This is a genomic window from Kosakonia oryzendophytica (genome assembly GCF_900094925.1).
Classification (GTDB): domain Bacteria; phylum Pseudomonadota; class Gammaproteobacteria; order Enterobacterales; family Enterobacteriaceae; genus Kosakonia; species Kosakonia oryzendophytica.
This window is the reverse complement of sequence record NZ_FMAY01000003.1, coordinates 404,913-428,959: the sequence shown is the minus strand read 5'-3', so window position 1 is coordinate 428,959 and position 24,047 is coordinate 404,913. Positions and strand designations below refer to the sequence as shown.

Genomic DNA, 24,047 nt, shown 5'->3' with positions numbered 1-24,047 from the left:
CTGAGACTTTAAGTCTCCTGAAGGAACGTTGAAGACGACGACGTTGATAGGCCGGGTGTGTAAGCGCAGCGATGCGTTGAGCTAACCGGTACTAATGAACCGTGAGGCTTAACCTTACAACGCCGAAGATGTTTTGGCGGAAGAGAGACAATAATCAGCCTGATACAGATTAGATTGACAGACCGGAAGGTGTGTTGATGACAGAATTTGCCTGGCGGCACTAGCGCGGTGGTCCCACCTGACCCCATGCCGAACTCAGAAGTGAAACGCCGTAGCGCCGATGGTAGTGTGGGGTCTCCCCATGCGAGAGTAGGGAACTGCCAGGCATCAAATTAAGCAGTAAACCGGTGTAAAAACCGGTAAAGTGACAAATTCGGTGGAGCGGTAGTTCAGTCGGTTAGAATACCTGCCTGTCACGCAGGGGGTCGCGGGTTCGAGTCCCGTCCGTTCCGCCACTCATTTTAAGAACCGTATCTCTTGCGAGATACGGTTTTTTTTCGTCTTTGATTTATAAAATAAAAGGGCAATTAAGCCCTTTTATCAATCACTCCCAGCGCTTCAACAACAAACTGGCATTAACACCACCGAACCCAAAACCATTCGATAACGCGTAGCGCATGCTGAGTGGACGCGCTTTCAGCGCCACCAGATTAACGCCGTCCGCTTCATCATCAGGGGTGTGTAGATTTAGTGTTGGTGGAGCAATCTGTTCACGTAAAGCCTGAATGGTAAAAATCGCCTCGATCCCGCCGGCTGCGCCGAGCAGGTGACCTGTTGCAGATTTTGTTGACGTTACTGCCACTGGGGTTGAGCCAAAAACGCTTTTGATGGCGGCCAGCTCACCTTTGTCCCCTACCTGTGTTGACGTTGCATGTGCATTGATATGCTGGATATCTTCTGCTGTGATGCCTGCCTGACGGATCGCGGCTTCCATTGCCCGGCGTGCTCCATTCCCGTCTTCGGGGCCGGCGGTCAGATGATAAGCATCCGCGCTGGTTCCATATCCCACCAACTCAGCCAGCGGTGTTGCTCCACGCGCCTGCGCATGCTCCAGCGATTCAATGACCAATAATCCAGCGCCCTCTCCCATCACAAAACCATCACGATCGCGATCAAAAGGCCGGGATGCGGTTGCCGGAAAGTCATTAAATCCGCTGGAAAGCGCTCTGGCAGCGGCAAATCCCGCGAGGCTAACCCGATGAATGGCCGCCTCACTGCCACCACATAATGCGATATCTGCTTCACCGCTACGGATCATCCGTGCAGCATCGCCTATTGCCTGTGCGCCTGCGGCACAGGCTGTAACAGGCGCGCCAATGGGACCGCGAAAGCCATGCGCAATAGAGACATGTCCTGCTGCCAGATTAGCCAGAAAAGAGGGAATGGTGAATGGAGAGAGGCGGCGAGGTCCGCGTGAATCCGTGATCTGTACCGCATTGGCAATCTCGTTAAATCCACCAATACCGGTCGCAATCACCGTGGCAGTGCGATCCTTTTCCGTTTGATCTTCGGGAAACCACCCAGCCTGGGTTAGCGCCTCATGGGCGGCAACCAACGCAAACTCGATAAAGCGATCCATCTTTTTGCGCTCTTTTGCGGGAATAACCGACAGAGGATCGAAACCATGCTGCGGATCGTGTTCGACAGAAGGAACCTGGCCCGCGACTTTGCAGGGAATATCATCAACGATATCGTCAGGCAGACGAGAAATCCCCGATGTTCCCTGTAGCAGAGATTGCCAGACATGCGACACGCCACACCCCAGTGGGCTGACTATGCCCATTCCCGTCACAACGATGCGTTTTTGCGAAACGCTCATACTCAATTCTCCTTAGTTATTACTACGCCTGTGGCTTTTTCATGAATGGCACAAGCAGCGCGGCAATCAAAAAACCAGCCATGATTAAATAAAACGTATCCGAGAACGCTTCTGTTCGGGCTTCACGCAATGTAAGTGCTGAAAGATTTTTCAGTGCTGTGCTGTCGGCAAGGCCGGGATAAATACCCATCTCCATCAGCCTTGTGATACTTCCTTGAAGAAAATCAGTCAGTGAAAGATTGGTATTATTCAGATGATCGGCAAGACGACTATAGTGCAAATTGGTACGGTCATTGAGCACTGTTCCGCACAAGGCAATACCAATGACGCCGCCCAGATTGCGCATCAAATTAAACAACCCGGACGCCAGCTTCAGACGTGCAGGCGGAAGGCTACCGAGGGTTAGCGTGACGGTTGGCGCAACGGCAAACTGTTGAGAAATGCCTCTAAATGCCTGTGGTAACAGTAATTCTTTTGCACCCCACTCATGAGTTATTGGGATGAAGCTGTACATCGAGGCGGCAAAACCCAGCAACCCGACCATCAGCAACCAGCGGAGATCGATGCGGTTAGCCAGCCATGCATATAAGGGAATAGAAAGCACCTGAAACAAGCCTGTCGAGAAAACGGCCAGACCAATTTCCAGTGCGCTGAAACCGCGTACCGTACCCAAAAACAGCGGCGTTAAATAGATCGTAGCAAAGATGCCAACACCTGCCATAAACGAGAAGTAACAGCCAAGGGTAAATGTTCGGTCTTGCAGTGCACGCAGATCCATGACCGGCTGGGGATGACGTAACGTTCGCACAACAAACGCAATGCCGCACAACAGGGCGATCCAGCCGGTCAACGCCAGGGTATTGTCATCAAACCAGCCCCAGCGCGGGCCTTCCTCCAGCGTGTACTCCAGGTTGCCAAGGGAAACCGCCAACAACACGATGCTGAGGTAATCCGCACCGCGCAATAACGAGGGATCGGGCGTGTCGATGTTGACCAGTAGCGGCACCGCAAAGGTAATGTAAATACCCGGCACGATATTGACGAAGAATAACCAGTGCCAGTTGAAGTTTTCTGTGATCCAGCCGCCTACTGTCGGGCCAAGCGTCGGTGCAAGCGAAGCCAGTCCACCAATAGTTGCGGCGGCGATCACTCGTTGCTTGCCCTGGAAAAAAGCAAAAGCGGTGGTGAAGACTAATGGGATCATCGACCCGCCCGCCAGCCCTTGCAGGCCCCGAAAAACAATCATGCTCTGAATGTTCCACGCCCACCCACATAGCACGCTCATCGCGGTAAACCCCGCCGCTGAAGCGGCAAATAACCAGCGAGTAGACATCACTTTTGCCAGCCAGCCTGAGAGAGGAATGATGATGATCTCGGCTATCAGGTAACTGGTCTGTACCCAGACAGTTTCATCGTCGCCAGATGAAAGCCCGCCACCGATATCCCGTAAAGAGGCGGAAACGATCTGGATATCGATAAGCGCGATAAACATTCCGATGCACATTGTGGCAAAGGCAAACACCTTCTTACTGGCTGATAACGGCATTTCATGCTGCCGGTGCAAGGCAACGCTGACACTCATTGCGTGCTCTTTTCATCAACGGTGACAATCACCGATAAACCCGGCCGCAGCACATCGAGCGTGGCGGCTTCACCATCCAGTGCGATACGCACGGGAACCCGCTGGACGATCTTGGTGAAATTGCCCGTGGCATTTTCAGCGGGAAGAATACTAAAGCGCGATCCTGTCGCCGGGGAGACGCTGGTGACGCGCCCGCTAAAGGTATGACCTGGCAATACATCTGCAACAACAGTCGCTCTTTGCCCGGGAAGCATGTGCGCCAGTTGACTCTCTTTAAAATTGGCATCGATCCACAAGCCGTGTGCCGGTACGAGAGAAAGCAACTGGGTGCCGCTATTAACATACGATCCTGACCATGCCCGTCGGTTACCCACCACACCATCAAACGGCGCACGGATCTCGGTATAACTGAGGTTTAGTCGTGCCATATCGAGACTGGCTTGTGCCTGCATCAACGCGGCCTGCGTCTGTTTCTCGCGCGCATCCAGCACGCTCAACTGGCGCTCTGCCACCCTCTGGTCAGCCAGGGCTTTACTCTCTTGCGCCTGTGCCCGTCGATAATCCGCCGCTGCATTTTCCCGTACCTGGGCAGAGACTGCGCTGGACATGACCAGCGCGCCATAGCGCCGGTTATCGTTGGCGGATTTTTCTGTTGCTGCCCGTGCGGCTGCCAGCGATGCAGTGGCTCCTTCTATTGCCGCCAGTTGTAATTGCCGGGAGGCTGCCACATCTGCCAGCGCTGCCTGTTGGGCGGCCACTTCGCCAAGCGCTTTTGCCAGTGCAGCCTGGTAATCACGATCGTCAAGTTGTACCAGCAGGTCGCCTTTCCTGACCGCCATATTGTCCTGTACAGCAATGTGCTGGATATAACCGGAGACTTTCGTGGAAATGGCGCTGATGTCGCCGCCGACATAGGCATCATCTGTGGATTGCATAAAACGCCCGCTATGCCACCAGTAAGCGCCATAACCTGCAGTTGCCAGTAATGCTGTGGTAATGAACAAAAGCATTAGCGCTTTTTTCTTACTTCTCTGGGTCATGATGGTCACCCATATGCTGCTGCGGTAAAAATTTTTGCCCTGTATCACCCGCGCGTTTGCGTTGCAAATAACCATGGCGATAGTGAATAACCGGCGAAGCAGCGGGACCGGGAACCAGCGTGTATTTTTCCGGTGTAATGGGATCTCCAGTGGTTTTATCAACCATGATGGCTTCCACCGGACGCTGAGTTGCATTCTCAACGAGTTGAATCTGCGGTCCTTCCGGGGAGAAGTAACGGTTGCCCCATTGCGCCAGTGCCAGCAATACCGGGCGAAAATCGCGACCGCGCTCGGTCAGATGGTATTCATAACGCGGCGGAGTGTTGCTGTAACACACCTTTTCCAGCAGGCCGTCTTCAACCAGCTCTTTCAGGCGACGGGAGAGAATATTCGGTGCGACATTGGTGCTTTTTTGAAACTCATCAAAGCGGGTAAAACCGGAAAATGCGTCGCGCAAGATAATGATGCTCCAACTGTCGCCAATACGGCCCAGACTGCGGGCGATAGGGCAAGGGGCAGTGCAAAGGGGTTCATTTTTCATCTTCAGACCAGAGAACAGTGCAGGATTTGTACTCACGGTGACATAGTGACTTTCAAAATGCAAGTCACTCACGGTGCTAAACTGCGCACACTATTGCTGTTGACGCAAAAATCCTCTGCTTTTTTGGCTCTTTTTCCCGGTGAAATGACTGGTAATAATCTGCGCACAATTTTGGAAAGCGATGAAAAGAGGAATTCTTATGTCTATCCCTGCATTTGGTCTGGGTACCTTCCGTTTAACGGATGAAGCGGTGATTGCTTCCGTTACTCAGGCGCTGGAACTGGGTTATCGTGTGATTGATACCGCGCAGATTTATGGTAATGAAGCGGCGATTGGTAAAGCGCTGGCTCAGTGCGGTATCCCGCGTGAAGAGTTGTTTATCACCACCAAAATCTGGACGGAAAACCTGGGCGAAGACAAACTGATCCCCAGCCTGCAAGAGAGCCTGCAAAAACTGGGCACCGATTATGTTGACCTGACCCTGATCCACTGGCCCTCTCCGGGCGCAGCAGTGCCGGTTGCCGTTTCAATGCAGCAGTTGATGACAGCGAAAGCGCAGGGGCTGACTCGCCAGATTGGGGTATCTAATTTCACGATCCCATTAATGGAGCAGGCGATTGCGGCTGTGGGGGTAGAAAATATCGCCACGAATCAGATAGAACTCTCTCCTTATCTGCAAAACCGCAAAGTGGTTGGCTGGGCGAGTCAGCATGGCATCCACATTACTTCTTACATGACGCTGGCTTATGGTAAAGCGCTGAAGGATGCTGTGATTGGCCAGATTGCGCAGAAACACAATGCCACACCGGCACAGGTGATTCTTGCCTGGGCGATGGGCAAAGGTTATGCAGTGATCCCGTCGTCCACCCGACGTGAAAATCTGGCGAGCAACCTGCTGGCGCAGTCGCTGAAACTGGATGCAGAAGACAACGCAGCGATCGCCGGACTGGAGTGCAACGATCGTCTGGTTAGCCCGGAAGGTCTGGCACCTCAGTGGGATTGAGGCATAAAACAACGGGAGCGCTTGCTCCCGTTACTGTTAGTGCGGCACATGCTCGCTGATAAAATCGATAAACGCGCGAATACGCGTGCTGACCGCCCGGTCGCTGTAATATACCGCGCTGAAGGGCATTTCTACCGGCAGGCGTTTATCCGCCAGCACCTCCACCAGCTCCCCGCTGGCCAGCTCTTTGTCGATCATATAGTCCGATAAACTGGCGATGCCATTGCCGCTCAGGCACAAATGTTTGAGCGTCTCTCCGCTATTGGACGAAATATCCGGTGTCGCTTCATACAGTTGACCATCCGACGAGGCAACAGGCCAGGTGTTAAGTGAGGCCGGTTCGGTAAATCCCAGACAGATATGATCGGCCAGCGCATCCACTGATTCCGGCACGCCGCAACGGGCAATATATTCAGGTGAGGCAATAATCTTACGATAACTTTTGAACAACGGACGGGCTCGCAGGCTTGAGTCGGTGAGCTTGCCCACACGGATCGCGACATCGACTTTGCGCTCAATCAGGTTGATAAACGTCTCGCTGGAGACCAGCGACAGGTTGATTTCCGGGTAGCGTTCGCGAAAGGGTTTAATCAGCGGCATCAGGAAATGCAATACCACGGGCGTTGCAGCATCAATACGTAGCGTCCCGCGGGGGATAGATGTGGTTTCCATGACTTCCGTTTCCGCTGCCGCCATCTCCTGCAATACATTTTGTACGCGACGGAAATAGCGTTCGCCTTCTTCTGTCAGGCTGAGTTGGCGGGTGGTGCGATTAAGCAAATTTACACCAAGCTTGTTCTCCAGCTTTTTGACTGCCCGGCTGATCGCCGAATTGGCCTGCCCCAGGCGTTCCGCTGCCCGGCTGAAGCTGCCGCTTTCGACAACCGCGACGAAGATGGCGAGCTCTTCCGACGTCGTTTTCATTTTTGCCTCTGTAGCAATATTTCAGCGATATTTTTCATTCCTGTGCTATTAAATCATGTTGCCTGCCATGATGCTATGCCGCCTGTATGGCGAAACGTCATTAAGTACTCACTCACCTTAACTGATAGCTTTTCTGCCTATTGGCGTTGAAACTGTGCGCTAAAATCCCTATAACAGAATGAGCACCAGGGAACCGGGTGCGAAAATCAACGAGGTTTTAAGCCGAAAGTGCCAAAAAATACCTATGCCATGCGATATGTTGCCGGACAGCCTGCGGAGCGTATTTTACCGCCGGGGTCTTTCGCGAGTATTGGTAAAGCGCAGCCTGCTGGTGTGCCCCTCAGCAGTGATGAAAAAATCCGCGTGCTGGTGTGGAATATCTTTAAACAGCAACGTGCGGAATGGCTCTCGGTATTGCAGAACTTTGGTAAAGACGCCCATCTTGTCCTGCTACAGGAAGCACAGACCACGCCGGAGCTGGTCCGGTTTGCGACCACTCACTATCTTGCCGCCGATCAGGTTCCTGCTTTTGTTTTGCCGCAGCATCCGTCTGGCGTGATGACGCTGTCGTCTGCACACCCGGTTTATTGTTGCCCATTACGCGAGCGTGAGCCGATTTTACGACTGGCAAAATCAGCGCTGGTGACCGTTTACCCCTTGCCCGATGCGCGCAACCTGATGGTGGTAAATGTGCATGCGGTCAATTTCAGCCTCGGCGTTGATGTGTATAGCAAGCAATTGCTGCCGATTGGCGATCAGATCATGCGCCATGTCGGGCCGGTGATCATGGCGGGGGATTTCAACGCATGGAGCCGCCCGCGAATGAATGCGCTCTATCGCTTCTCGCGGGACATGTCCCTGCGTCAGGTGCGATTTACTGATGACAACCGCCGCCGGGCGTTCGGTCGTCCGCTGGATTTTGTGTTCTACCGTGGTTTGAATGTGCAGGAGGCCTCGGTGCTGGTGACACGCGCTTCCGACCATAATCCGCTGCTGGTGGAGTTTAGTCCGGGGAAAACAGAAAAGTAATGGCAGATGAGGGGCGAAAAAAAAGCACCGGGGGAATCGGTGCTTTTTTATTGGATACTATCAGGAGTCCGGTGTGGCGCTGTTCTTCACGAAAAGCGTCAACTGATCGCCTGGCTGCAGATTGTCAGTATCACTGTTCCAGCGCATCACATCTTTAATGTTCACGCCGTGACGTTTCGCAATACTGGACAACGAATCGCCTTTGCGCACGCGATAAGTAATGCTATCGCCGTTGCTGGCAAGACGCTGTGCACTGCTGCCTGCGCCAACCGTCAGATTCTGGCCCACTTTCAGATTCGCCCCGCGAAGGTTATTCCATTGCTGGAGATCCTTTGCGGTCACGCCAAGGCGTGATGCGATAGCAGAAAGCGTGTCGCCTGAGCGAACCGTATAACTCCGGCTGGTTAACGGCGTATTACTATCCGCGACCAGCGTTGGTTGTACGGCGGCGATTTCGCCGGATGCCAGCGATTCACGCAGCTGATCTGCATGTTTCTGCGGCACCATCACGTACTGTGGCCCTGCTGAACCTAACGTTGTGCCTTTAACGCCTGCGTTGAAGGCTTTCAGCTTGTTCACGGAAATACCCGCCATCTCTGCCAGCTGTTCAACCTCAACCGGGCTGCTTAGTCTGACACGCGCCAGTGCACGGCTTTCGTCTGGTGTTGGCAGACTCACGCCATAGCGTTTGCTGTTCTTGAGAATATCGCTCAAGGCCAGCATTTTTGGCACGTAAATCCGGGTTTCCTGCGGCAACGAAAGCGACCAGAAATCCGTGGGTTTACCCCGCGCTTTGTTCGCTTTTATTGCCTTCAGTACGCGACCTTCACCGCTGTTGTACGCTGCGACAGTTAATAACCAGTCGCCGTCAAACATACGGTTAAGACGCTGCATCATGTCGAGGGCGGCGGTAGTCGACGCCACAACATCACGACGCGCATCGTAGCTGCGTGTCTGTTTTAAACCATAATTTCGCCCGGTGCTCGGTATGATCTGCCAAATGCCAGCGGCATTGGCGCCAGACGTCGCATGTGGGTTAAAAGCGCTCTCCACTATGGGTAGTAGTACCAGTTCCATGGGCATGTTACGTTTTTTAACTTGCCCTGCTATCCAGTACATATACGGCTCTGCCCGTAAAGTTACATCGTGGAGATAGCTCTTATTGCTTAAATACCTTAGTTTCTGTTCGCGAATCCGGCCATTTTCCGGAATTCCCATCTTTAGCTCGTCGCTAATGAAAGCCCACAAGTCACTGTTGCTCTGGGCGGCGAATGTTCCATCGTCCATCCACCGCGCCTGACTGGTAAACTTTCCCGCTTCCCCTTGACCAGCTGCAGAAAGGCTCTGTGCGTGCTGTTGGACCGTGCCATCATGTTTTGAGGCCTGGCACCCCACGAGCAGGACAGAGGCGATTAAGATCGCTTTTGCCTTCATGTGTGTGTCAATAGTAGTTGCTTAAAAGACGAGCGATCATAACGGCGAAGTTTTCAAAAGGCAACCCGGAAATGTCAGAAGTTATCTTTCTTTGCCCTTAACCATGCGAAACGCTCCTCTGGGTGTTGCAAATTTGTTTCTCTGTTAATTACATCAATTAAATCAGCATCTTCCGTGCGTAAAAATAGATTAATTCGCCGTTCATTTTTCAGAATTACGGGGAGGGTTTTTTGATTTTTTGCACGTAACTCCTTAACTTTTCGATAGTATTCGTTAAGTGCAAGATCCTGCGGGAGAATGCTCACCGCAAACTTCATATTTGCTAAAGTGTATTCATGTGCGCAACAAATGACCGTATCATCCGGAAGTGCGTTAATTTTACAAAATGATTGATACATCTGCTTTGCCGTCCCTTCAAAGAGTCTTCCGCATCCCCCTGAAAACAGCGTGTCACCGCAAAACAGATAAGGAAAACTGAAGAAACAGATATGTCCTAAAGTGTGACCTGGCGTGGCGAACACAGAAAATTCGTGGCCCAAAATCGTCATTGTATCGCCTTCTGCGACGACCTGGGTCGTTCCCTTATCTTGTGTTTCCGCGGGCCCATATACCACTAGCGCAGGAAAATGCTGGCGTAGTTCTTTTACACCGCCAACGTGGTCGTTGTGATGGTGGGTCAGCAAAATCGCTTCTGGTTGCCAGTTATGCTCTTGAATGGCGCTCAGTACCGGTGCAGCTTCACCTGGATCGACAATCAGGCAACGTCCGTTATCGTTGTTCAACACCCAGATGTAGTTATCCTGAAATGCGGGAATACTGTTAAGATTCATAAATTACCTCTCAAAGCGTAGCGGAAGGTTGTGATGAAACCGGCAAGGACTCCTCAAACATTCGTAGCACCTGCAGGTTGGGGTGAGCTACCCAAAGGTGCATATTATCGTGAGGCGCTGGAGGGAGAACTTAAACCGTGGCTGGCAAAAATGTATGGATTTCATTTGCTTAAGATCGGTAATCTCAGCGCGGAAATCAATGTCGAAAGTTGCGCTATTTCTCATCAGGTCAACGTGTCACTGAACGGCGAGCCTGCTCAGGTTAGAGCTGACCCTCTGCATTTACCCTTCGCGGAGAAATCGGTGGATGCTTGCCTGCTGGCGCATACACTCCCCTGGTGTACCGATCCGCATCGCCTGTTGCAAGAGGTCGACCGTGTATTGATCGACGACGGTTGGCTGGTGATGAGTGGGTTTAACCCTATTAGTCTGCTTGGTTTATGTAAAGCCGTGCCGTTTGCTCGCCGCAACCCGGTAGTCAGAAGCCGGATGTTTACCCTCATGCGCCAGCTCGACTGGCTGTCGCTGCTTAATTTCGAAGTCTTACATTATAGCGGTTTTCGCGTGCTGCCTTGGACAAAACAGGGAGGAAAGCTGCTCAGCACGCACTTACCGGCGCTGGGGTGTATGCAACTGATTGTTGCGCGCAAACGCACCATTCCTTTAACGCTTAACCCGATGAAACAGAGCCGTAACAAACCCCGAGTTCGTCAGCCGGTTGGTGCAACGCGCCAGTCTTAACCCTCGGGTTGATACCCAACATCTTCCTGAGTAGGGTTCATCGCCGCGTTACGCGCCAGTTCATCGCAGCGTTCGTTTTCCGGATGACCTGCGTGGCCTTTGACCCACTCCCAGCGAATTTGATGCTGGCTGAGCGCGGCATCCAGACGTTTCCAGAGATCGACATTCTTCACGGGTTTTTTCTCTGCCGTTTTCCAGCCGCGTTTTTTCCAGTTGTGGATCCACTGCGTAATCCCCTGGCGCACATACTGGCTGTCTGTGCTTAGCACCACTTCGCAATGCTCTTTTAATCCTTCCAGCGCAACAATCGCTGCCATCAGTTCCATGCGATTATTGGTGGTGAGGTGGTAGCCTTCGCTAAAGGTTCTCTCATGCTGGCGATAGCGTAAAATCGCACCGTAGCCACCGGGGCCTGGATTGCCAAGGCAAGATCCGTCGGTGAAAATTTCTACCTGTTTAAGCATCTCTGGTAGACTTCCTGTGTTTAAAACGACAAGTCTGACATAAATGGCCGCTATGAGCACTGCAATTACACGACAGATCGTCCTCGATACCGAAACCACCGGTATGAACCAGATCGGCGCCCACTATGAAGGGCACAAGATTATTGAAATCGGCGCGGTAGAGGTCGTGAACCGCCGCCTGACCGGGAACAACTTCCATATCTATCTCAAGCCTGACCGGCTGGTGGATCCGGAAGCGTTCGGTGTTCACGGCATCGCCGACGAATTCCTGCTGGATAAGCCCACTTTTGGCGATATCGCCGATGAATTTATTGATTATATCCGCGGCGCGGAACTGGTGATCCATAACGCATCGTTTGATATCGGCTTTATGGACTACGAGTTCAGTAAGCTGAACCGCGGCATTCCGAAAACGGAAACGTTCTGTAAGGTAACCGATAGTCTGGCGCTGGCGCGCAAGATGTTCCCTGGCAAGCGCAACAGCCTTGATGCGCTCTGTGCGCGTTACGAAATCGACAACAGCAAACGTACGCTGCACGGGGCGTTACTCGACTCCCAAATCCTTGCTGATGTTTATTTGATGATGACCGGCGGCCAGACATCGATGAAGTTCTCGATGGAAGGCGAAGGGCAGTCGCAGACCGGGGAAATTGGGATCCAGCGTGTTGTACGTCAGGCAAGCAAGCTGCGGGTTGTTTTAGCCAGTGATGAGGAGGTGATGGCCCATGAATCCCGCCTCGATTTGGTACAGAAAAAAGGTGGAAGCTGTCTGTGGCGGAGCTGAATCACATTGTAATTTCTGTAAAAACATTATTGCGGGCGATTTTTGCAGCAAACGATTCAAAACACCGGAAAAAGCGTTGACGGCGTCAGGTGCAATCCGTAATATGCGCCTCGTTCCCTGAAGGGAATACAACGCGGAGCGGTAGTTCAGTCGGTTAGAATACCTGCCTGTCACGCAGGGGGTCGCGGGTTCGAGTCCCGTCCGTTCCGCCACTATTCAGAAGGCCTGAATCAGCAATGATTCAGGCCTTCGTCGTTTTTACTCTTTCGCCGCCACACGCTGTGTGTTGAACGCGCGGCTAACCTCTTCACGTTCATGGCGCGCCAGCCAGCGATAGCAACCCGCCCCCAGGAATGCACCGATAAACCAGCTAAAGTTGGCCACTTCATGCAGCGCTGGAATAAAGCTGATAATCAGGCCCACCGCGACCGATGGCGCCAGCGCGGCAATTGCTTTCGGGTTAAAACCATTGTTGTACCAGTAGCGCCCCTGCGGTGACACGCTGAACAAATCGTCGACGAACACCTTCCCGCGTTTGATCAGATAAAAGTCCGCCAGCAGGATGCCAAACAACGGCCCGATAAACGCACCCAACACATCCAGCGTGTAGTGAATGAGTTCCGGTGACTGGAACAGGTTCCACGGTGTCAACAGTACTGAGCCAACAGCGGCAATCATGCCACCGGCGCGGAAGCTGATTTTCTGTGGTGAACAGTTGGAGAAATCGAACGCCGGGGAGACGAAGTTCGCCACGATATTGATGCCGATAGTGGCGGTGATCATCGTCAGCAGGCCAATTGCCATCGCCAGGCTGTTACCCACATGGCTCACGGTCTCAATCGGGTCGGTGATCATTTTGCCGAACAGAGACTGTGTACCGGAAACGATCACCACGGTTACAATCGAGAACAGCAGGAAGTTGAACGGCAGGCCCCAGCGGTTGCCGCGGCGGATCTCCTGCATGCTCTTGCCATAGCGAGAGAAGTCACCAAAGTTTAACAGCGGCCCAGAGAAGTAAGAGACCACCAGCGCCGTGGCAGTGATCATCTGCCAGGTTTGCTCTCCTGCGGTCAGTTGTTTACTGGCAAGCGTAAAGGAGATCCCCTCGAAGCCCGTCTGGTAGAGGATCCAGCCTGCCAGCGCCATCATCACCACATACACTGCCGGACCGGCGACATCGATAAAGCGTTTAATTGCACTCATTCCATGCCAGAACACCAGCGCCTGCAATACCCACATAATGCCGAAGCAAACCCAGCCAAGATGAGAGAGACCAAGAAAATGGCCGGTTGTCATTGGGGCAAGTTCTGGCCAGAACTTCAGGAGCACCAGCATCAAGGCATTAGCAGCAAGGTAGGTCTGAATACCGTACCAGGCAAAGGCGATAAGTCCACGGATCACTGCCGGAATATTCGCGCCAAATACGCCGAAGGACTGGCGACAGATCACCGCATACGGTACGCCCGCCATTTGGCTGGGTTTAGCAACGAGGTTTGCGCACAACTGCACAATACAAATTCCCAGCAGCAGGCAGAGTAAGACCTGCCAGCTCGCAAGACCCAGGGCAAAGAAGCTGGCGGCGACCACATACCCGCCCATGCTATGAACATCGGACATCCAGAAAGAGAAAATATTGTACCAGCTCCAGTTCTGGTCGCGTGTGGGGGCCAGATCCTCATTGGTGAGGCGTGGGCTGTAACGTGCATCGTAATTAGGTTCAACATTTGGCATGGATTCTGCTCCTCTGCATACAGATAGTGACGTGTTGTCTGTACGCTCACGTTGCATTAACCAGGCCAGGTTTTAATTTTTTGTATACAAAATAAATTAATGATGTATACAAAAATAGAAAGGCTAAGTAACAAAGGAACGTCAAAATGAATCATCAGATGGGGCTGCAGACCCCTTCGGATCTGGAAGATAAAGAGAATTTCATCTGGCAGTCGTTGATGACCGCGATTGTTGAGCATCAATTACCGCCTGGCAGCAAGCTGCCGGAAGAAGCGCTGGCGGAAGTCTTTGGAGTGAGTCGCACAGGGATCCGTAAGGTGCTGACGCGCCTTGCAACAGTGCAAATGATCACCATGACGCCCAGACGTGGTGCATTTGTGGCGCACCCGGGCGTTGAAGAGTCAAAGGCCATCTTCACCACCCGCAAAATGATTGAGTGCGCCAACCTGTCTCAGGTACTGGAGCATTTACAGCCGCCGCACCTGGTGGGACTGGAAAAAATTGTTGCGCTGGAAGAAGAGGCGCATCAGCGCCACGATGGCGCGGCGGCGATTCGCCACTCAGCCGCTTTTCATATTCAGTTGCAGGCGATTTCCGGCAATGCTGTGGTAACCGATATTATCACCACCCTTGCACAGCGTTCGTCGCTGGTGATTGCTGCCTGGGGCGCGCCATGGCAACGCGGGTGCCGCTGCGACGATCATGACCAGTTAATTGCGCTGCTGCGTAAAAAAGCACTGCCCGCGCTGAGTGACGCCATGGCCCATCACTTTGATCATATTGTTTCCAGCCTGCGTTTCGAACGCAGCGGCGAAACGTTGCCTGATTTTGCCCGCCTGTTTGGTACCAGCGGAGAACATCGATGAGTGAATTTTGTATACAAGTTATTAATCCTAATACCAGTCCGGAGATGACCCATACCATCGCTATGGCGGCCCGCAATGTGGCGTTGCCTGGCACAACCATCCTTGCCAGTTCTCCCTCTCAAGGGGTGATGTCAATTGAGGGGCATTTTGATGAAGCCATTGCTGCGCTGGGGGTACTGGAACAGATTAAACAGGGCAAAGCGCAGGGCGCTCAGGGGCACGTGATTGCCTGCTTTGGCGATCCGGGACTGCTGGCGGCGCGTGAGCTGGCCGCCGGTCCGGTGGTTGGCATAGCCGAAGCGGCAATGCACATGGCAACGCTGGTGGCGACACGCTTTTCAATCGTTACCACGCTGCCGCGCACGGTGATTATTGCCCGCCATTTATTGCGCCAGTATGGCTTTGAACATCACTGCGCAGCGCTGCATGCGATCGATTTACCGGTACTGGCGCTGGAAGATGGCACGGGTCTTGCTCAACAAAAGGTACGCGAGCGTTGTATACAAGCAAAACGCGAGGATAACAGCGGCGCAATCGTGCTGGGGTGTGGCGGTATGGCCGATCTCGCGGGGGCGCTAACCCAGGAGTTGGGTATTCCGGTTATTGATGGCGTCACCGCGGCGGTGAAGATGGTGGAATCCCTCCTCGCTCTTGGGCTGGGCACCAGTAAATACGGCGATCTCGCATATCCCAATAAAAAGCCGCTTTCAGGATATTTCGAACAGCTTTGCTGAAAGCGGCACTGAATAAAGAGGTCGACATCAGTATGCAATCAGCAATGGACAAACCTTTCTGGCACTTTACCGCCGATTATCCGCGCGATATGGCGGGTTACGCGGGAAAACCGCCTCACGCACAGTGGCCGGGTGGGGCGCGTATTGCGGTTCAGTTTGTCCTTAATTTCGAAGAAGGTGGCGAAAACCATGTGCTTCACGGCGACAGTGGCTCGGAGCAGTTTTTGTCTGACATTATTGGCGCTGCCAGCTACCCGGCACGTCATATGTCGATGGATTCACTCTATGAGTACGGATCGCGCGCGGGTTTCTGGCGTATTCACCAGGAGTTTCAGAAACGCGGCCTGCCGTTAACGGTGTTCGGCGTGGCAATGGCGCTGGCGCGTAACCCGGCTATCGTCGATGCAATAAAGAAAGCCGACTACGATGTCGTTAGCCACGGCTGGCGCTGGATCCATTATCAGGATCTGGATATCCAGACTGAGCGTCAGCATATGCAGCAGGCGATTGAGATCCTGCAAGCCCTGTTCGGCAAAAAGCCGCTTGGCTGGTATACCGGGCGCGACAGTCCAAATACCCGCAAACTGGTGGTTGAACAAGGAGACTTTCTCTATGACAGCGATTATTACGGGGATGATTTACCGTTCTGGACGACAGAGGCGGGTAGGCCGCACCTGATTGTGCCCTATACGCTGGATGCCAACGATATGCGCTTCGCCACTGCGCAGGGGTTTAACACCGCCGAGCAGTTTTACACCTATCTGAAAGACAGCTTTGATGTGTTGTATGAAGAGGGCGAAACTGCGCCCAAAATGATGTCGATTGGCATGCACTGCCGGTTACTGGGGAGACCGGGGCGTTTTCGCGCGTTGCAGCGGTTTCTCGATTATGTGCAGGGCCATGAGGATGTGTGGATCTGCCGCCGCCAGGATATTGCGGAACACTGGGTGAAACATCACCCGTTCAAAGGATAATAACCCGCTAAGGCCCGCCACCCGGTGGGCCAGGTTAACGCGTCAGTCGCAACTGTTGCAGGTTGCCATCCAGCTGTAAATCGGTTTGCAACCTCGCCACCTCCCGGCAGGTAAATGCCATCTCTTTGTGTACCTGTAACTTCTGTCGCCATTTTTCCGGCACCTCATCCAGATGGTCATACAGAGCTTCAAGAGTAGGAAAGGTCGTGAGTAGCTGGGTGGCGCTCTTCGGACCGATCCCGACGACACCCGGCACTTTCGAGCTGCTGATGCCCGCCAGCCCCCAGTAATCCGGTAATTGCTGGGGCGTTACGCCATACTCCTGCGCAATAAAGGGCGCATCCAGCCAGCGTTTCTGGAAATAGTCACGGATGCGGATTGTCGGTGAGAGTAGCTGGCAATAACCCTTGTCGGTGGAAACGATGGTTGCCTGTTGCCCGGCTTGTGCCATTTTTACCGCCAGTGTAGCGGCAAGATCATCTGCTTCATTACCTGGCGTTGCCCAGCAACGAATACCGCGTTGTTCAAAGGCGGCGCGCAATGCGGGCATCTCGCTGTGTAATGAGTCTGGCATGGGCGGCCGGCCTGCTTTGTAATCCGGCAATCTCTGGTGGCGCCAGCCCTGCGCGCGGGCTTCATCATCGAATACCGCCACCGCATGCGTAGGCTGACTGTGCACAATCAATTGTTCCAGCGCGTGCAGGCAGGTATCTACGCAGGGTGATCCCTGTACCGCGTGGATCCGGCGGATCAGATTGAGTGCGTCGACAATTAACAGATGAGCCACAGATACCCTCCTTGAAATCGTGCGCTAAGGGTAACATCGCAGGCATTGCGAGGCTATGAAACGGGAAACAATCAGGAAGATGCCTCGCAAAACGAGGCATCCTGAGCGGGGGTTAGTCGCAGGTAACGATTTTCATGGCCAGGCCACCGCGTGAGGTTTCGCGGTATTTGGCATTCATATCTTTACCGGTTTCATACATGGTTTCGATGACTTTATCGAGACAGACACGCGGTTCACTGGTGCGGCGCAGCGCCATACGGGCCGCGTTGACTGCTTTCACGGAAGCAATGGCGTTTCGCTCGATGCAGGGCACCTGCACTTGTCCGGCCACCGGGTCGCAGGTCAAACCGAGGTTGTGCTCCATCCCGATCTCCGCTGCGATGCAAACCTGCGCCGGGCTACCGCCGAGCAGTTCCGCAAGACCTGCTGCCGCCATTGAGCAGGCAACGCCCACTTCGCCCTGGCAGCCCACTTCCGCACCGGAAATGGACGCGTTCATTTTATACAGCGAGCCTATCGCGCTGGCGACCAGCAGGTAACGGGCCAGCGAATTGGCGTTCACCTGGCGGATAAACTTGTCATAGTAGGCCAGCACGGCAGGAACAATCCCGCAAGCACCATTGGTCGGCGCGGTAACCACGCGGCCACCCGCGGCGTTCTCTTCGTTAACCGCCAGCGCAAACATATTGATCCAGTCAACGACCGCCATCGGATCGGTGGTCGTTTTGTCGCTGCTGACCAGCATGCGGCGTAGTGCAGCGGCGCGGCGCGGTACACGCAATTTACCCGGTAACACACCTTCGGTGACTATGCCGCGCTCAATCCCGCCGCGCATCACATCCCACACGCGGGCAAGGTGCTGTTCCAGCTCTTGTTTGCTATGCAGCGCCAGTTCGTTTTGCATCATCAGGCCGGAGAGCGACAGGCCGGTATCACGGCAATGTTGCTGTAAATCTGCTGCGGTTTTGTAAGGGTACGGAACCACGACCGGCGCACTGTTGCTTTGGCCGAAGTGCTCTTCATCGACGATAAAGCCGCCACCGATGGAGTAGTACGTCTGGCTGTAGAGAACGTTGTCGCCCGCCAGTGCGGTGATGCGCATACCGTTTTCATGCAGAGAAAGATTATCAGCATGGAAATTCATGCACTGATCGACCGGGAACTCCACTTCATGTTTGCCGTTTGCCAGTAGCAAGCGACCGTGGGTATTTACATCCTGAATAAAGCCCGGAATGGCATCGATATCAACGCTGTCCGGCAGGTTACCCGCCAGGCCCATAATAATGGCGATATCGGTGTGGTGGCCTTTTCCTGTCAGGGAAAGGGAACCGTAAACATCCACGACCACGCGGGTTACGTCATGCAACATGTTGCGGGCAATCAGGTCGTCTGTGAATTGCTTACCGGCTTTCATTGGGCCAACGGTGTGTGAACTGGAGGGACCAATACCGATTTTAAAAATGTCGAATACGCTGATCATAACGCATTATCCATTGCAAAGAGGAACGCGCCGCCCATGACGGACGGCGCGAAAAGATTAGCTGAACAGGGAGAAGAAGATCGCGGAGATAGCGATAAGGCCCATGATAACAATGAAGATGTTGCTGATGCTGCCGCTGTATTTACGCATAGCCGGTACTTTGGCGATGGCGTACATCGGCATCAGGAACAGGATCATCGCAATGATCGGGCCGCCCAGGGTTTCGATCATGCCCAGGATGCTCGGGTTCAGCGTGGCCACCGCCCAGGTGGTCACCAGCATAAACAGCGCGGTAATGCGGTTCAGCTTGTTGATTTCGATGGTTTTGCCTTTGCTGCGCAGAGACTTAATAACCATACCGTTAAAGCCTTCACGCGCGCCCAGGTAGTGGCCGAGGAAGGACTTGGTGATGGCGATCATCGCAATGATCGGTGCCATCCAGGCAATCAGTTCCACATTAAAGTGGTTTGCCAGGTAAGAAAGGATAGAAATGTTCTGTTCTTTCGCGGCGGCGAGATCTGCCGGAGAGAGGCTCAGCACGCAACTGAACACGAAGAACATGACCGTCAGCACCATCATGATGTGCGCGAACGCCAGGATGCGGGAGCACTTACGCTCTGCATCTACGCCGTACTCTTCACGTTTTGCCACAGCAAAAGAGGAGATGATCGGTGAGTGGTTAAACGAGAACACCATAACCGGAATAGCCAGCCACAGGGTCATCCACAGGCCGTGACCGGTTGCCGATGCGCTGCTCAGAGACAGGGTTTCCAGTGCTGCGCCGTTCCACTGCGGGATCAGGTATACCGCCAGCAGCATCAAGGCGATAACAAACGGGAATACCAGAATACTCATCGCTTTTACGATCATCTGCTCGCCAAAACGCACGATAGTCATCATGCCGACAATCAGGATCAGGGAGAGAATAGCGCGCGGCGGCGGCGTCATGCCCAACTGGTGGGTCATAAAGCTGTCGACGGTATTGGTGATTGCCACGCTGTAAACCAGCAGGATCGGGTAGATAGCAAAGAAGTAGAGCAGGGTAATCAGTTTACCAGCACCAATACCAAAGTGTTCTTCCACCACTTCGGTGATGTCCTCGCCCGGGTTTTTACCGGATAGCACAAAACGGGTCAGGCCGCGGTGTGCGAAGAAGGTCATAGGGAAGGCAATAATCGCCATGATAATCAGCGGGATAAGTCCGCCAACGCCGGCGTTAATTGGCAGGAATAATACACCCGCGCCGATGGCGGTGCCATAGAGGCCCAGCATCCACATGGTGTCGGTCTTACGCCATGAACTGCGCGCTTCAGTCGAGGCCAACGTGCTGGTTTGAGTCGTTTCCATTGATAAATCTCCTGGGAAAAGCAAAATGCTGCCATAACGGGTAAAAAACCGTGCCCGAGACGCCAGCGGTAATATTAAATCCGGTCAATTACGGTTTTTTTATAATTTCTTTCCGTAATTATTTGCGGCGGAAAGATACATTTATGTTATGACTCTATCAGTGATCGGGATCCCAATTGCAATAATCTACTTTTTATGTGGGTGTATTTAGACCATATCGCTACTTAACGATCATGATGTGAGATTTATGGGCGCGAAGGCTATCACTGGCAAGATTTGCGATCAAACCCACGCAATTGAAAGAAGATAAACGCGCTGTTAACTGCCTCATTTACAGTGATTTATCGACGATAAAAGCCATTGGATTGGATGAATTCCTGGGGGGGAGTAGACGGCGTTACTGGAAAGAGATGTTTTAGGTATAAGGGCGACTTATTGGTCGCCCTTTGCGTTCAGGAGCAGATTTCGTAGCAGGGGATATAGGCGGAGCCAGGCAATTTCATACGGTGTTGGGCGACAAAACCTTGCAGTAAATCGTCCATGCGGCGCATCATTTCGCTATCACCATGAATTTTATACGGCCCGAACTCTTCGATAGCCCGGATACCCATCTCTTTCACGTTACCCGCCACAATGCCGGAGAACGCGCGACGCAGATCCGCTGCCAGCACTTCTACCGGTTGATCCGGATAAAGTTTAAGATTGGCCATATTTTCATGGGTTGGTTCGAACGGCACTTGCAGGTCTGGCGAAACCCGTATTGACCAGTTGAAACTGTAGGCATCGCCAGTATTGCGGCGGTTCTCTTTCACCAGTGGCATCGCTTTTTTCATCTGACGGGCCACTTCAGCGGCATCGTTAATAATGATCGTGTAGTGACGGCGCGCGGCTTCACCCAGCGTATTGACAATGAATTCATCCAGTACGCGGAAGTAATCCGCACTCTCTTTCGGCCCGGTCAGGATCAACGGCAGCACCTGATCTTTGTTGGCCGGATTCATCAGGATCCCCAACAGATAGAGCAACTCTTCCGCCGTACCCACGCCGCCCGGGAAGATGATGATGCCATGCGCGATACGGACAAAGGCTTCCAGGCGTTTTTCAATGTCCGGCATGATGATCAATTCGTTGACCAGCGGGTTTGGCGGTTCGGCAGCAATGATCGACGGTTCGGTCATGCCGATAAATCGCCCCTCTTTATAGCGTTGCTGCGCGTGACCAACGGCGGCGCCTTTCATTGGTGCTTCCATGGCGCCTGGTCCGCAGCCGGTGCAGATATTGAGCTCTCGCAGACCAAGCTGGGTTCCCACGCGGCGGGCGTAGAGGTATTCGGTCTCGTTGATCGAGTGACCGCCCCAGCAGACAACCATACTGGGCGCTTCGCCCACGTGCAGCGCACGGGCGTTACGTAAAATAGAAAAGACCAGGTTGGTAATGTGGATGGAGCTTTCCAGATCCAGATGCTGGAAACGCCCGGCGTTATTAATCTGCCCGTTAACGAACAGAATATCGCGCAACACAGCGAACAGGTTAGCCTGCAATGAACGGATAATCCGCCCATCAACAAAGGCCTCTTCCGGTGGGTTTATCAGTTCCAGCTTTACGCCGCGTTCACGGCGTAATACGTTGATATCAAAACTTTCGTAGCGAGAAAGCAGCTCTTTGCTGTTGTCCGTCAGGCTCCCTGAGTTCAACACAGCGAGCGAACAGTTGCGAAACAGTTGGTACAAGTCGCTGCTGGCCGTGCGTTTAAGCATATCGACTTCCAACTGCGACAGCATATCCATGGAGCCAAGCGGGCTAATATGTGTAATCAAGTGAACTCCTTACGGGACGAAAATTTTATATTCCCTCCTGATTACAATAGCCCTGGCTTATGACGTTTAACAACCCGCGCGCGAAGTTTTACTGGCGCACCAGGCGACCCGTAGCCGGAATGAAATCGGTATTGGTGCGCCATGGGTTGATATCCAGTCCGCCGCGACGCGTGTAACGCGCATAAACGCTCAGTTTTTCCGGTTGGCAGAAACGCTGAATGTCGGTAAAAATCCGCTCGACGCATTGCTCGTGGAATTCGTTGTGATGGCGGAATGAGACCAGATAGCGCAGCAGTTTCTCACGGTCGATCTTCGGCCCACGATACTGGATCTGCACAGATCCCCAGTCCGGCTGGTGGGTGATCAGGCAGTTTGATTTCAACAGATGACTGACCAGCGTCTCTTCCACCACTTTTCCACTGGCGGCATCGGTGAGTAACGCTGCATCAAAAGCGTAGTTATCTACGGCAATATCCTGATCGTCGATGCAGGTGCCATGAAAATGCGCGACAGGTTGGCCTTCAAGTTCATCAAGGCGATAGAGCGCAACGGTAACCAGACCTTGCGCACAGGCGCTCAGATCGCGCTCCAGCGTGGCGCGCACCTCGTCCCAACTGGCGAAACGCGTCTGGTTAAAGCTGTTGAGATAGAGTTTGAAACTCTTTGATTCCACCAGGTTCAGGCTGGCGTAATCCAGCTCAACATGGCCTACGGCGACCTGCGGCAGACCTTTAGCATTCAGCCAGGAGAGCTCATACAGCGTCCAGATATCTGCTCCGCGAAACGGCAGATTATTAGCCGTTAATCCCAGCGGATCGCGGTTTAATGAACGGGGAACACCCTGAAGCAGAGTGGCGTCGTAGGTGTCGCGGTAAGAAGTGGTTTTGCCCAGCGTCAGGCCAGAGAGGGCCTGATGGTTATCATAAGAAGACATGTTTCATCGCCATTTTGCAGGTAGACTATGCCGCAGAGTTTATCCTGGCTTATGTGAAGAGAGAAATCGGTGGAAAAAGAAACGGCCCTGGCTCTGGAAGCCTTTACCCAACGTTACTGCGATGCATGGCATGCGCAACGCGGCAGCTGGCCTGAGAGTGAAGCGCTTTATGGCGTGCCTTCGCCGTGCATTATTTCTTCGACTGATAAGAGCGTTTTCTGGCAGCCTAAACCGTTCCTACCCGAACGAAATGTAAACCCTGTTGAACAGGCGATGGATATTGTGGTACAACCTGCGCTCCACGCGTTCTATACCACACAATTTGCCGGTGATATGACGGCGCGTTTTGCTTCTGAAACCCTGATATTACTGCAAACCTGGAGTGAAGATGACTTCCGGCGCGTGCAGGAAAACCTGATTGGTCATCTGGTCACGCAGAAAAGGTTGAAGCTTTCTCCTACACTTTTTATTGCTACGCTCGACAGTGATCTCGATGTGATTTCGCTGTGCAATCTGAGCGGGGAAGTCATTAAAGAGACGCTGGGAACGCGTCAGCGGGTTGTTCTGGCACCCGATCTGGCCGCTTTTCTGAACCAGCTCGAACCCGTTGTGTAATCCCCTATACTACTGTTGTTGTGAGAGATCTCTTACATGACCTGTAGGAGATCGCCTGTTCTAATTCCTTAACATCTTTACGACATCTCATGTAAAGCCATTATGAATTAATGAGTTACAGATAAAAATCTGATGTTTCACTCTTTCATTCAAAAGTTTATTTGCATTAAGTCTTCTTGTAAGACGAAACAGAATGGGTGATTCTATCTCTGTCGACACGGAGTCTGACAACGAAGCGTACATTAGGATGATGTTGCTTCATGGACACACCAGAAGGTGCTGCAGGGAAGGCTTCATGATGAAGCGAGAGGAAAACGCAGGAACGCGTTAAGGGACACCTCCAGGATGGAGAACGTGAGCCGGTAGGGATGGTCGGCGGATCAGGATGATCAAGGACACGCTTTAAGGACAAAGCTATGTCACATCGGGGTGGTGTGAGCATGATGCGATGTTTAAGGATGAACAGGTCAGGAGACCGCAGGAAAAGTTGTCACGGATGAGCAGGGAGCACAATAGGTAGCTGGATTGCTGCAAAACGAACCGGGAGCACTGTTTTTACAGTGCTCCCTTT

Annotated in this window: 22 protein-coding genes, 2 tRNA genes and 2 rRNA genes; 12 read left to right on the top strand and 14 right to left on the bottom strand. The window is 53.0% G+C overall.

What is annotated here, in order from left to right; genetic code table 11:
* The 3 genes from GA0061071_RS08125 to GA0061071_RS08115 form a co-directional block, all read left to right on the top strand.
* Positions 1 to 116 (top strand): 23S ribosomal RNA (locus tag GA0061071_RS08125); the annotation flags it as partial.
* A gap of 94 nt (positions 117 to 210) precedes the next feature.
* Positions 211 to 326, top strand: a 5S ribosomal RNA gene (gene rrf, locus GA0061071_RS08120).
* A 52-nt stretch (positions 327 to 378) separates the two neighbouring features.
* Positions 379 to 455 (top strand) — tRNA-Asp (locus tag GA0061071_RS08115).
* An 89-nt stretch (positions 456 to 544) separates the two neighbouring features.
* On the opposite strand, the gene fabF is transcribed toward GA0061071_RS08115, so the two are convergent.
* The 4 genes from fabF to GA0061071_RS08095 are packed head-to-tail and all read right to left on the bottom strand — an operon-like array spanning position 545 to position 4,982.
* Positions 545 to 1,819, bottom strand: a complete 1,275-nt coding sequence (gene fabF / locus GA0061071_RS08110) for a beta-ketoacyl-ACP synthase II (protein ID WP_061497517.1) — start codon at positions 1,817 to 1,819, stop codon at positions 545 to 547.
* 22 nt (positions 1,820 to 1,841) lie between these two features.
* Positions 1,842 to 3,401, bottom strand: a complete 1,560-nt coding sequence (locus tag GA0061071_RS08105; protein WP_088236829.1) for a DHA2 family efflux MFS transporter permease subunit — start codon at positions 3,399 to 3,401, stop codon at positions 1,842 to 1,844.
* A complete protein-coding gene (locus GA0061071_RS08100) occupies positions 3,398 to 4,441 on the bottom strand; it encodes an HlyD family secretion protein (protein ID WP_088236828.1) in 1,044 nt (347 codons plus the stop codon). The genes GA0061071_RS08105 and GA0061071_RS08100 overlap by 4 nt, the downstream gene beginning before the upstream one ends.
* On the bottom strand, positions 4,425 to 4,982 hold the full coding sequence (locus tag GA0061071_RS08095) for a winged helix-turn-helix transcriptional regulator (RefSeq protein WP_061497511.1): 558 nt from the start codon (positions 4,980 to 4,982) through the stop codon (positions 4,425 to 4,427). Before GA0061071_RS08095 ends, GA0061071_RS08100 begins: the two co-directional genes overlap by 17 nt.
* A gap of 199 nt (positions 4,983 to 5,181) precedes the next feature.
* On the opposite strand from GA0061071_RS08095, the gene dkgB reads away from it, so the two are divergent.
* Positions 5,182 to 5,985, top strand: coding sequence for a 2,5-didehydrogluconate reductase DkgB (gene dkgB / locus GA0061071_RS08090; RefSeq protein WP_088236827.1), 804 nt, complete (start codon positions 5,182 to 5,184; stop codon positions 5,983 to 5,985).
* Positions 5,986 to 6,021: 36 nt separating this feature from the next.
* Here the strand turns inward: dkgB and yafC are convergent, their stop codons facing one another.
* Positions 6,022 to 6,909, bottom strand: a complete 888-nt coding sequence (yafC, locus tag GA0061071_RS08085; RefSeq protein WP_088236826.1) for a DNA-binding transcriptional regulator YafC — start codon at positions 6,907 to 6,909, stop codon at positions 6,022 to 6,024.
* A gap of 228 nt (positions 6,910 to 7,137) precedes the next feature.
* On the opposite strand from yafC, the gene GA0061071_RS08080 reads away from it, so the two are divergent.
* Complete coding sequence (locus tag GA0061071_RS08080) at positions 7,138 to 7,938, top strand: endonuclease/exonuclease/phosphatase family protein (RefSeq protein WP_071890600.1); 801 nt, start codon at positions 7,138 to 7,140, stop codon at positions 7,936 to 7,938.
* A gap of 60 nt (positions 7,939 to 7,998) precedes the next feature.
* On the opposite strand, the gene mltD is transcribed toward GA0061071_RS08080, so the two are convergent.
* Together mltD and gloB are read right to left on the bottom strand one after the other, a co-directional pair.
* The gene (gene mltD, locus GA0061071_RS08075; RefSeq protein ID WP_061497503.1) at positions 7,999 to 9,372 is read right to left on the bottom strand and encodes a murein transglycosylase D; all 1,374 of its coding nucleotides are present in this window, start codon (positions 9,370 to 9,372) and stop codon (positions 7,999 to 8,001) included.
* A 74-nt stretch (positions 9,373 to 9,446) separates the two neighbouring features.
* On the bottom strand, positions 9,447 to 10,202 hold the full coding sequence (gene gloB, locus GA0061071_RS08070; protein WP_061497501.1) for a hydroxyacylglutathione hydrolase: 756 nt from the start codon (positions 10,200 to 10,202) through the stop codon (positions 9,447 to 9,449).
* Positions 10,203 to 10,235: 33 nt separating this feature from the next.
* On the opposite strand from gloB, the gene GA0061071_RS08065 reads away from it, so the two are divergent.
* Entirely contained in the window at positions 10,236 to 10,943 is a 708-nt protein-coding gene (locus GA0061071_RS08065) for a class I SAM-dependent methyltransferase (RefSeq protein ID WP_088236825.1), read from the top strand.
* Here GA0061071_RS08065 and rnhA read toward each other — a convergent pair.
* Positions 10,940 to 11,506, bottom strand: coding sequence for a ribonuclease HI (gene rnhA, locus GA0061071_RS08060; protein WP_167352631.1), 567 nt, complete (start codon positions 11,504 to 11,506; stop codon positions 10,940 to 10,942). The two genes, GA0061071_RS08065 and rnhA, sit on opposite strands and share 4 nt — an antisense overlap.
* On the opposite strand from rnhA, the gene dnaQ reads away from it, so the two are divergent.
* Positions 11,460 to 12,191, top strand: coding sequence for a DNA polymerase III subunit epsilon (dnaQ, locus tag GA0061071_RS08055; RefSeq protein ID WP_061497494.1), 732 nt, complete (start codon positions 11,460 to 11,462; stop codon positions 12,189 to 12,191). The genes rnhA and dnaQ overlap by 47 nt on opposite strands.
* A gap of 135 nt (positions 12,192 to 12,326) precedes the next feature.
* Positions 12,327 to 12,403: transfer RNA gene (locus GA0061071_RS08050), tRNA-Asp, on the top strand.
* Positions 12,404 to 12,449: 46 nt separating this feature from the next.
* Here the strand turns inward: GA0061071_RS08050 and GA0061071_RS08045 are convergent.
* The gene (locus GA0061071_RS08045; RefSeq protein ID WP_061497492.1) at positions 12,450 to 13,922 is read right to left on the bottom strand and encodes an NCS1 family nucleobase:cation symporter-1; all 1,473 of its coding nucleotides are present in this window, start codon (positions 13,920 to 13,922) and stop codon (positions 12,450 to 12,452) included.
* A gap of 146 nt (positions 13,923 to 14,068) precedes the next feature.
* On the opposite strand from GA0061071_RS08045, the gene GA0061071_RS08040 reads away from it, so the two are divergent.
* The 3 genes from GA0061071_RS08040 to puuE are packed head-to-tail and all read left to right on the top strand — an operon-like array spanning position 14,069 to position 16,496.
* The gene (locus GA0061071_RS08040) at positions 14,069 to 14,788 is read left to right on the top strand and encodes a GntR family transcriptional regulator (protein WP_061497490.1); all 720 of its coding nucleotides are present in this window, start codon (positions 14,069 to 14,071) and stop codon (positions 14,786 to 14,788) included.
* A complete protein-coding gene (locus GA0061071_RS08035; protein ID WP_061497488.1) occupies positions 14,785 to 15,522 on the top strand; it encodes an aspartate/glutamate racemase family protein in 738 nt (245 codons plus the stop codon). The genes GA0061071_RS08040 and GA0061071_RS08035 overlap by 4 nt, the downstream gene beginning before the upstream one ends.
* Positions 15,523 to 15,554: 32 nt before the next feature.
* A complete protein-coding gene (gene puuE / locus GA0061071_RS08030; RefSeq protein ID WP_088236844.1) occupies positions 15,555 to 16,496 on the top strand; it encodes an allantoinase PuuE in 942 nt (313 codons plus the stop codon).
* A gap of 34 nt (positions 16,497 to 16,530) precedes the next feature.
* Here puuE and xni read toward each other — a convergent pair whose 3' ends face one another.
* The 5 genes from xni to queF form a co-directional block, all read right to left on the bottom strand.
* Positions 16,531 to 17,283: a flap endonuclease Xni gene (gene xni, locus GA0061071_RS08025; RefSeq protein ID WP_061497486.1), complete on the bottom strand. Its 753-nt coding sequence runs from the start codon at positions 17,281 to 17,283 to the stop codon at positions 16,531 to 16,533.
* Positions 17,284 to 17,395: 112 nt separating this feature from the next.
* Positions 17,396 to 18,763 (bottom strand): L-serine ammonia-lyase, encoded by a 1,368-nt coding sequence (locus GA0061071_RS08020; protein WP_061497484.1) that lies wholly within the window; start codon positions 18,761 to 18,763, stop codon positions 17,396 to 17,398.
* Between the two features lie 57 nt (positions 18,764 to 18,820).
* Positions 18,821 to 20,110 (bottom strand): HAAAP family serine/threonine permease, encoded by a 1,290-nt coding sequence (locus GA0061071_RS08015; RefSeq protein ID WP_061497482.1) that lies wholly within the window; start codon positions 20,108 to 20,110, stop codon positions 18,821 to 18,823.
* 452 nt (positions 20,111 to 20,562) lie between these two features.
* Positions 20,563 to 21,927, bottom strand: a complete 1,365-nt coding sequence (ppnN, locus tag GA0061071_RS08010) for a nucleotide 5'-monophosphate nucleosidase PpnN (protein WP_061497480.1) — start codon at positions 21,925 to 21,927, stop codon at positions 20,563 to 20,565.
* A gap of 88 nt (positions 21,928 to 22,015) precedes the next feature.
* Positions 22,016 to 22,861 carry an NADPH-dependent 7-cyano-7-deazaguanine reductase QueF gene (queF, locus tag GA0061071_RS08005; protein WP_061497479.1) on the bottom strand — a complete coding sequence of 282 codons (846 nt, stop codon included), beginning with the start codon at positions 22,859 to 22,861 and terminating at the stop codon, positions 22,016 to 22,018.
* 69 nt (positions 22,862 to 22,930) lie between these two features.
* Between queF and syd the strand changes: the two genes are divergently transcribed.
* Complete coding sequence (gene syd / locus GA0061071_RS08000; RefSeq protein WP_088236824.1) at positions 22,931 to 23,476, top strand: SecY-interacting protein; 546 nt, start codon at positions 22,931 to 22,933, stop codon at positions 23,474 to 23,476.
* Positions 23,477 to 24,047: the final 571 nt, after the last annotated feature.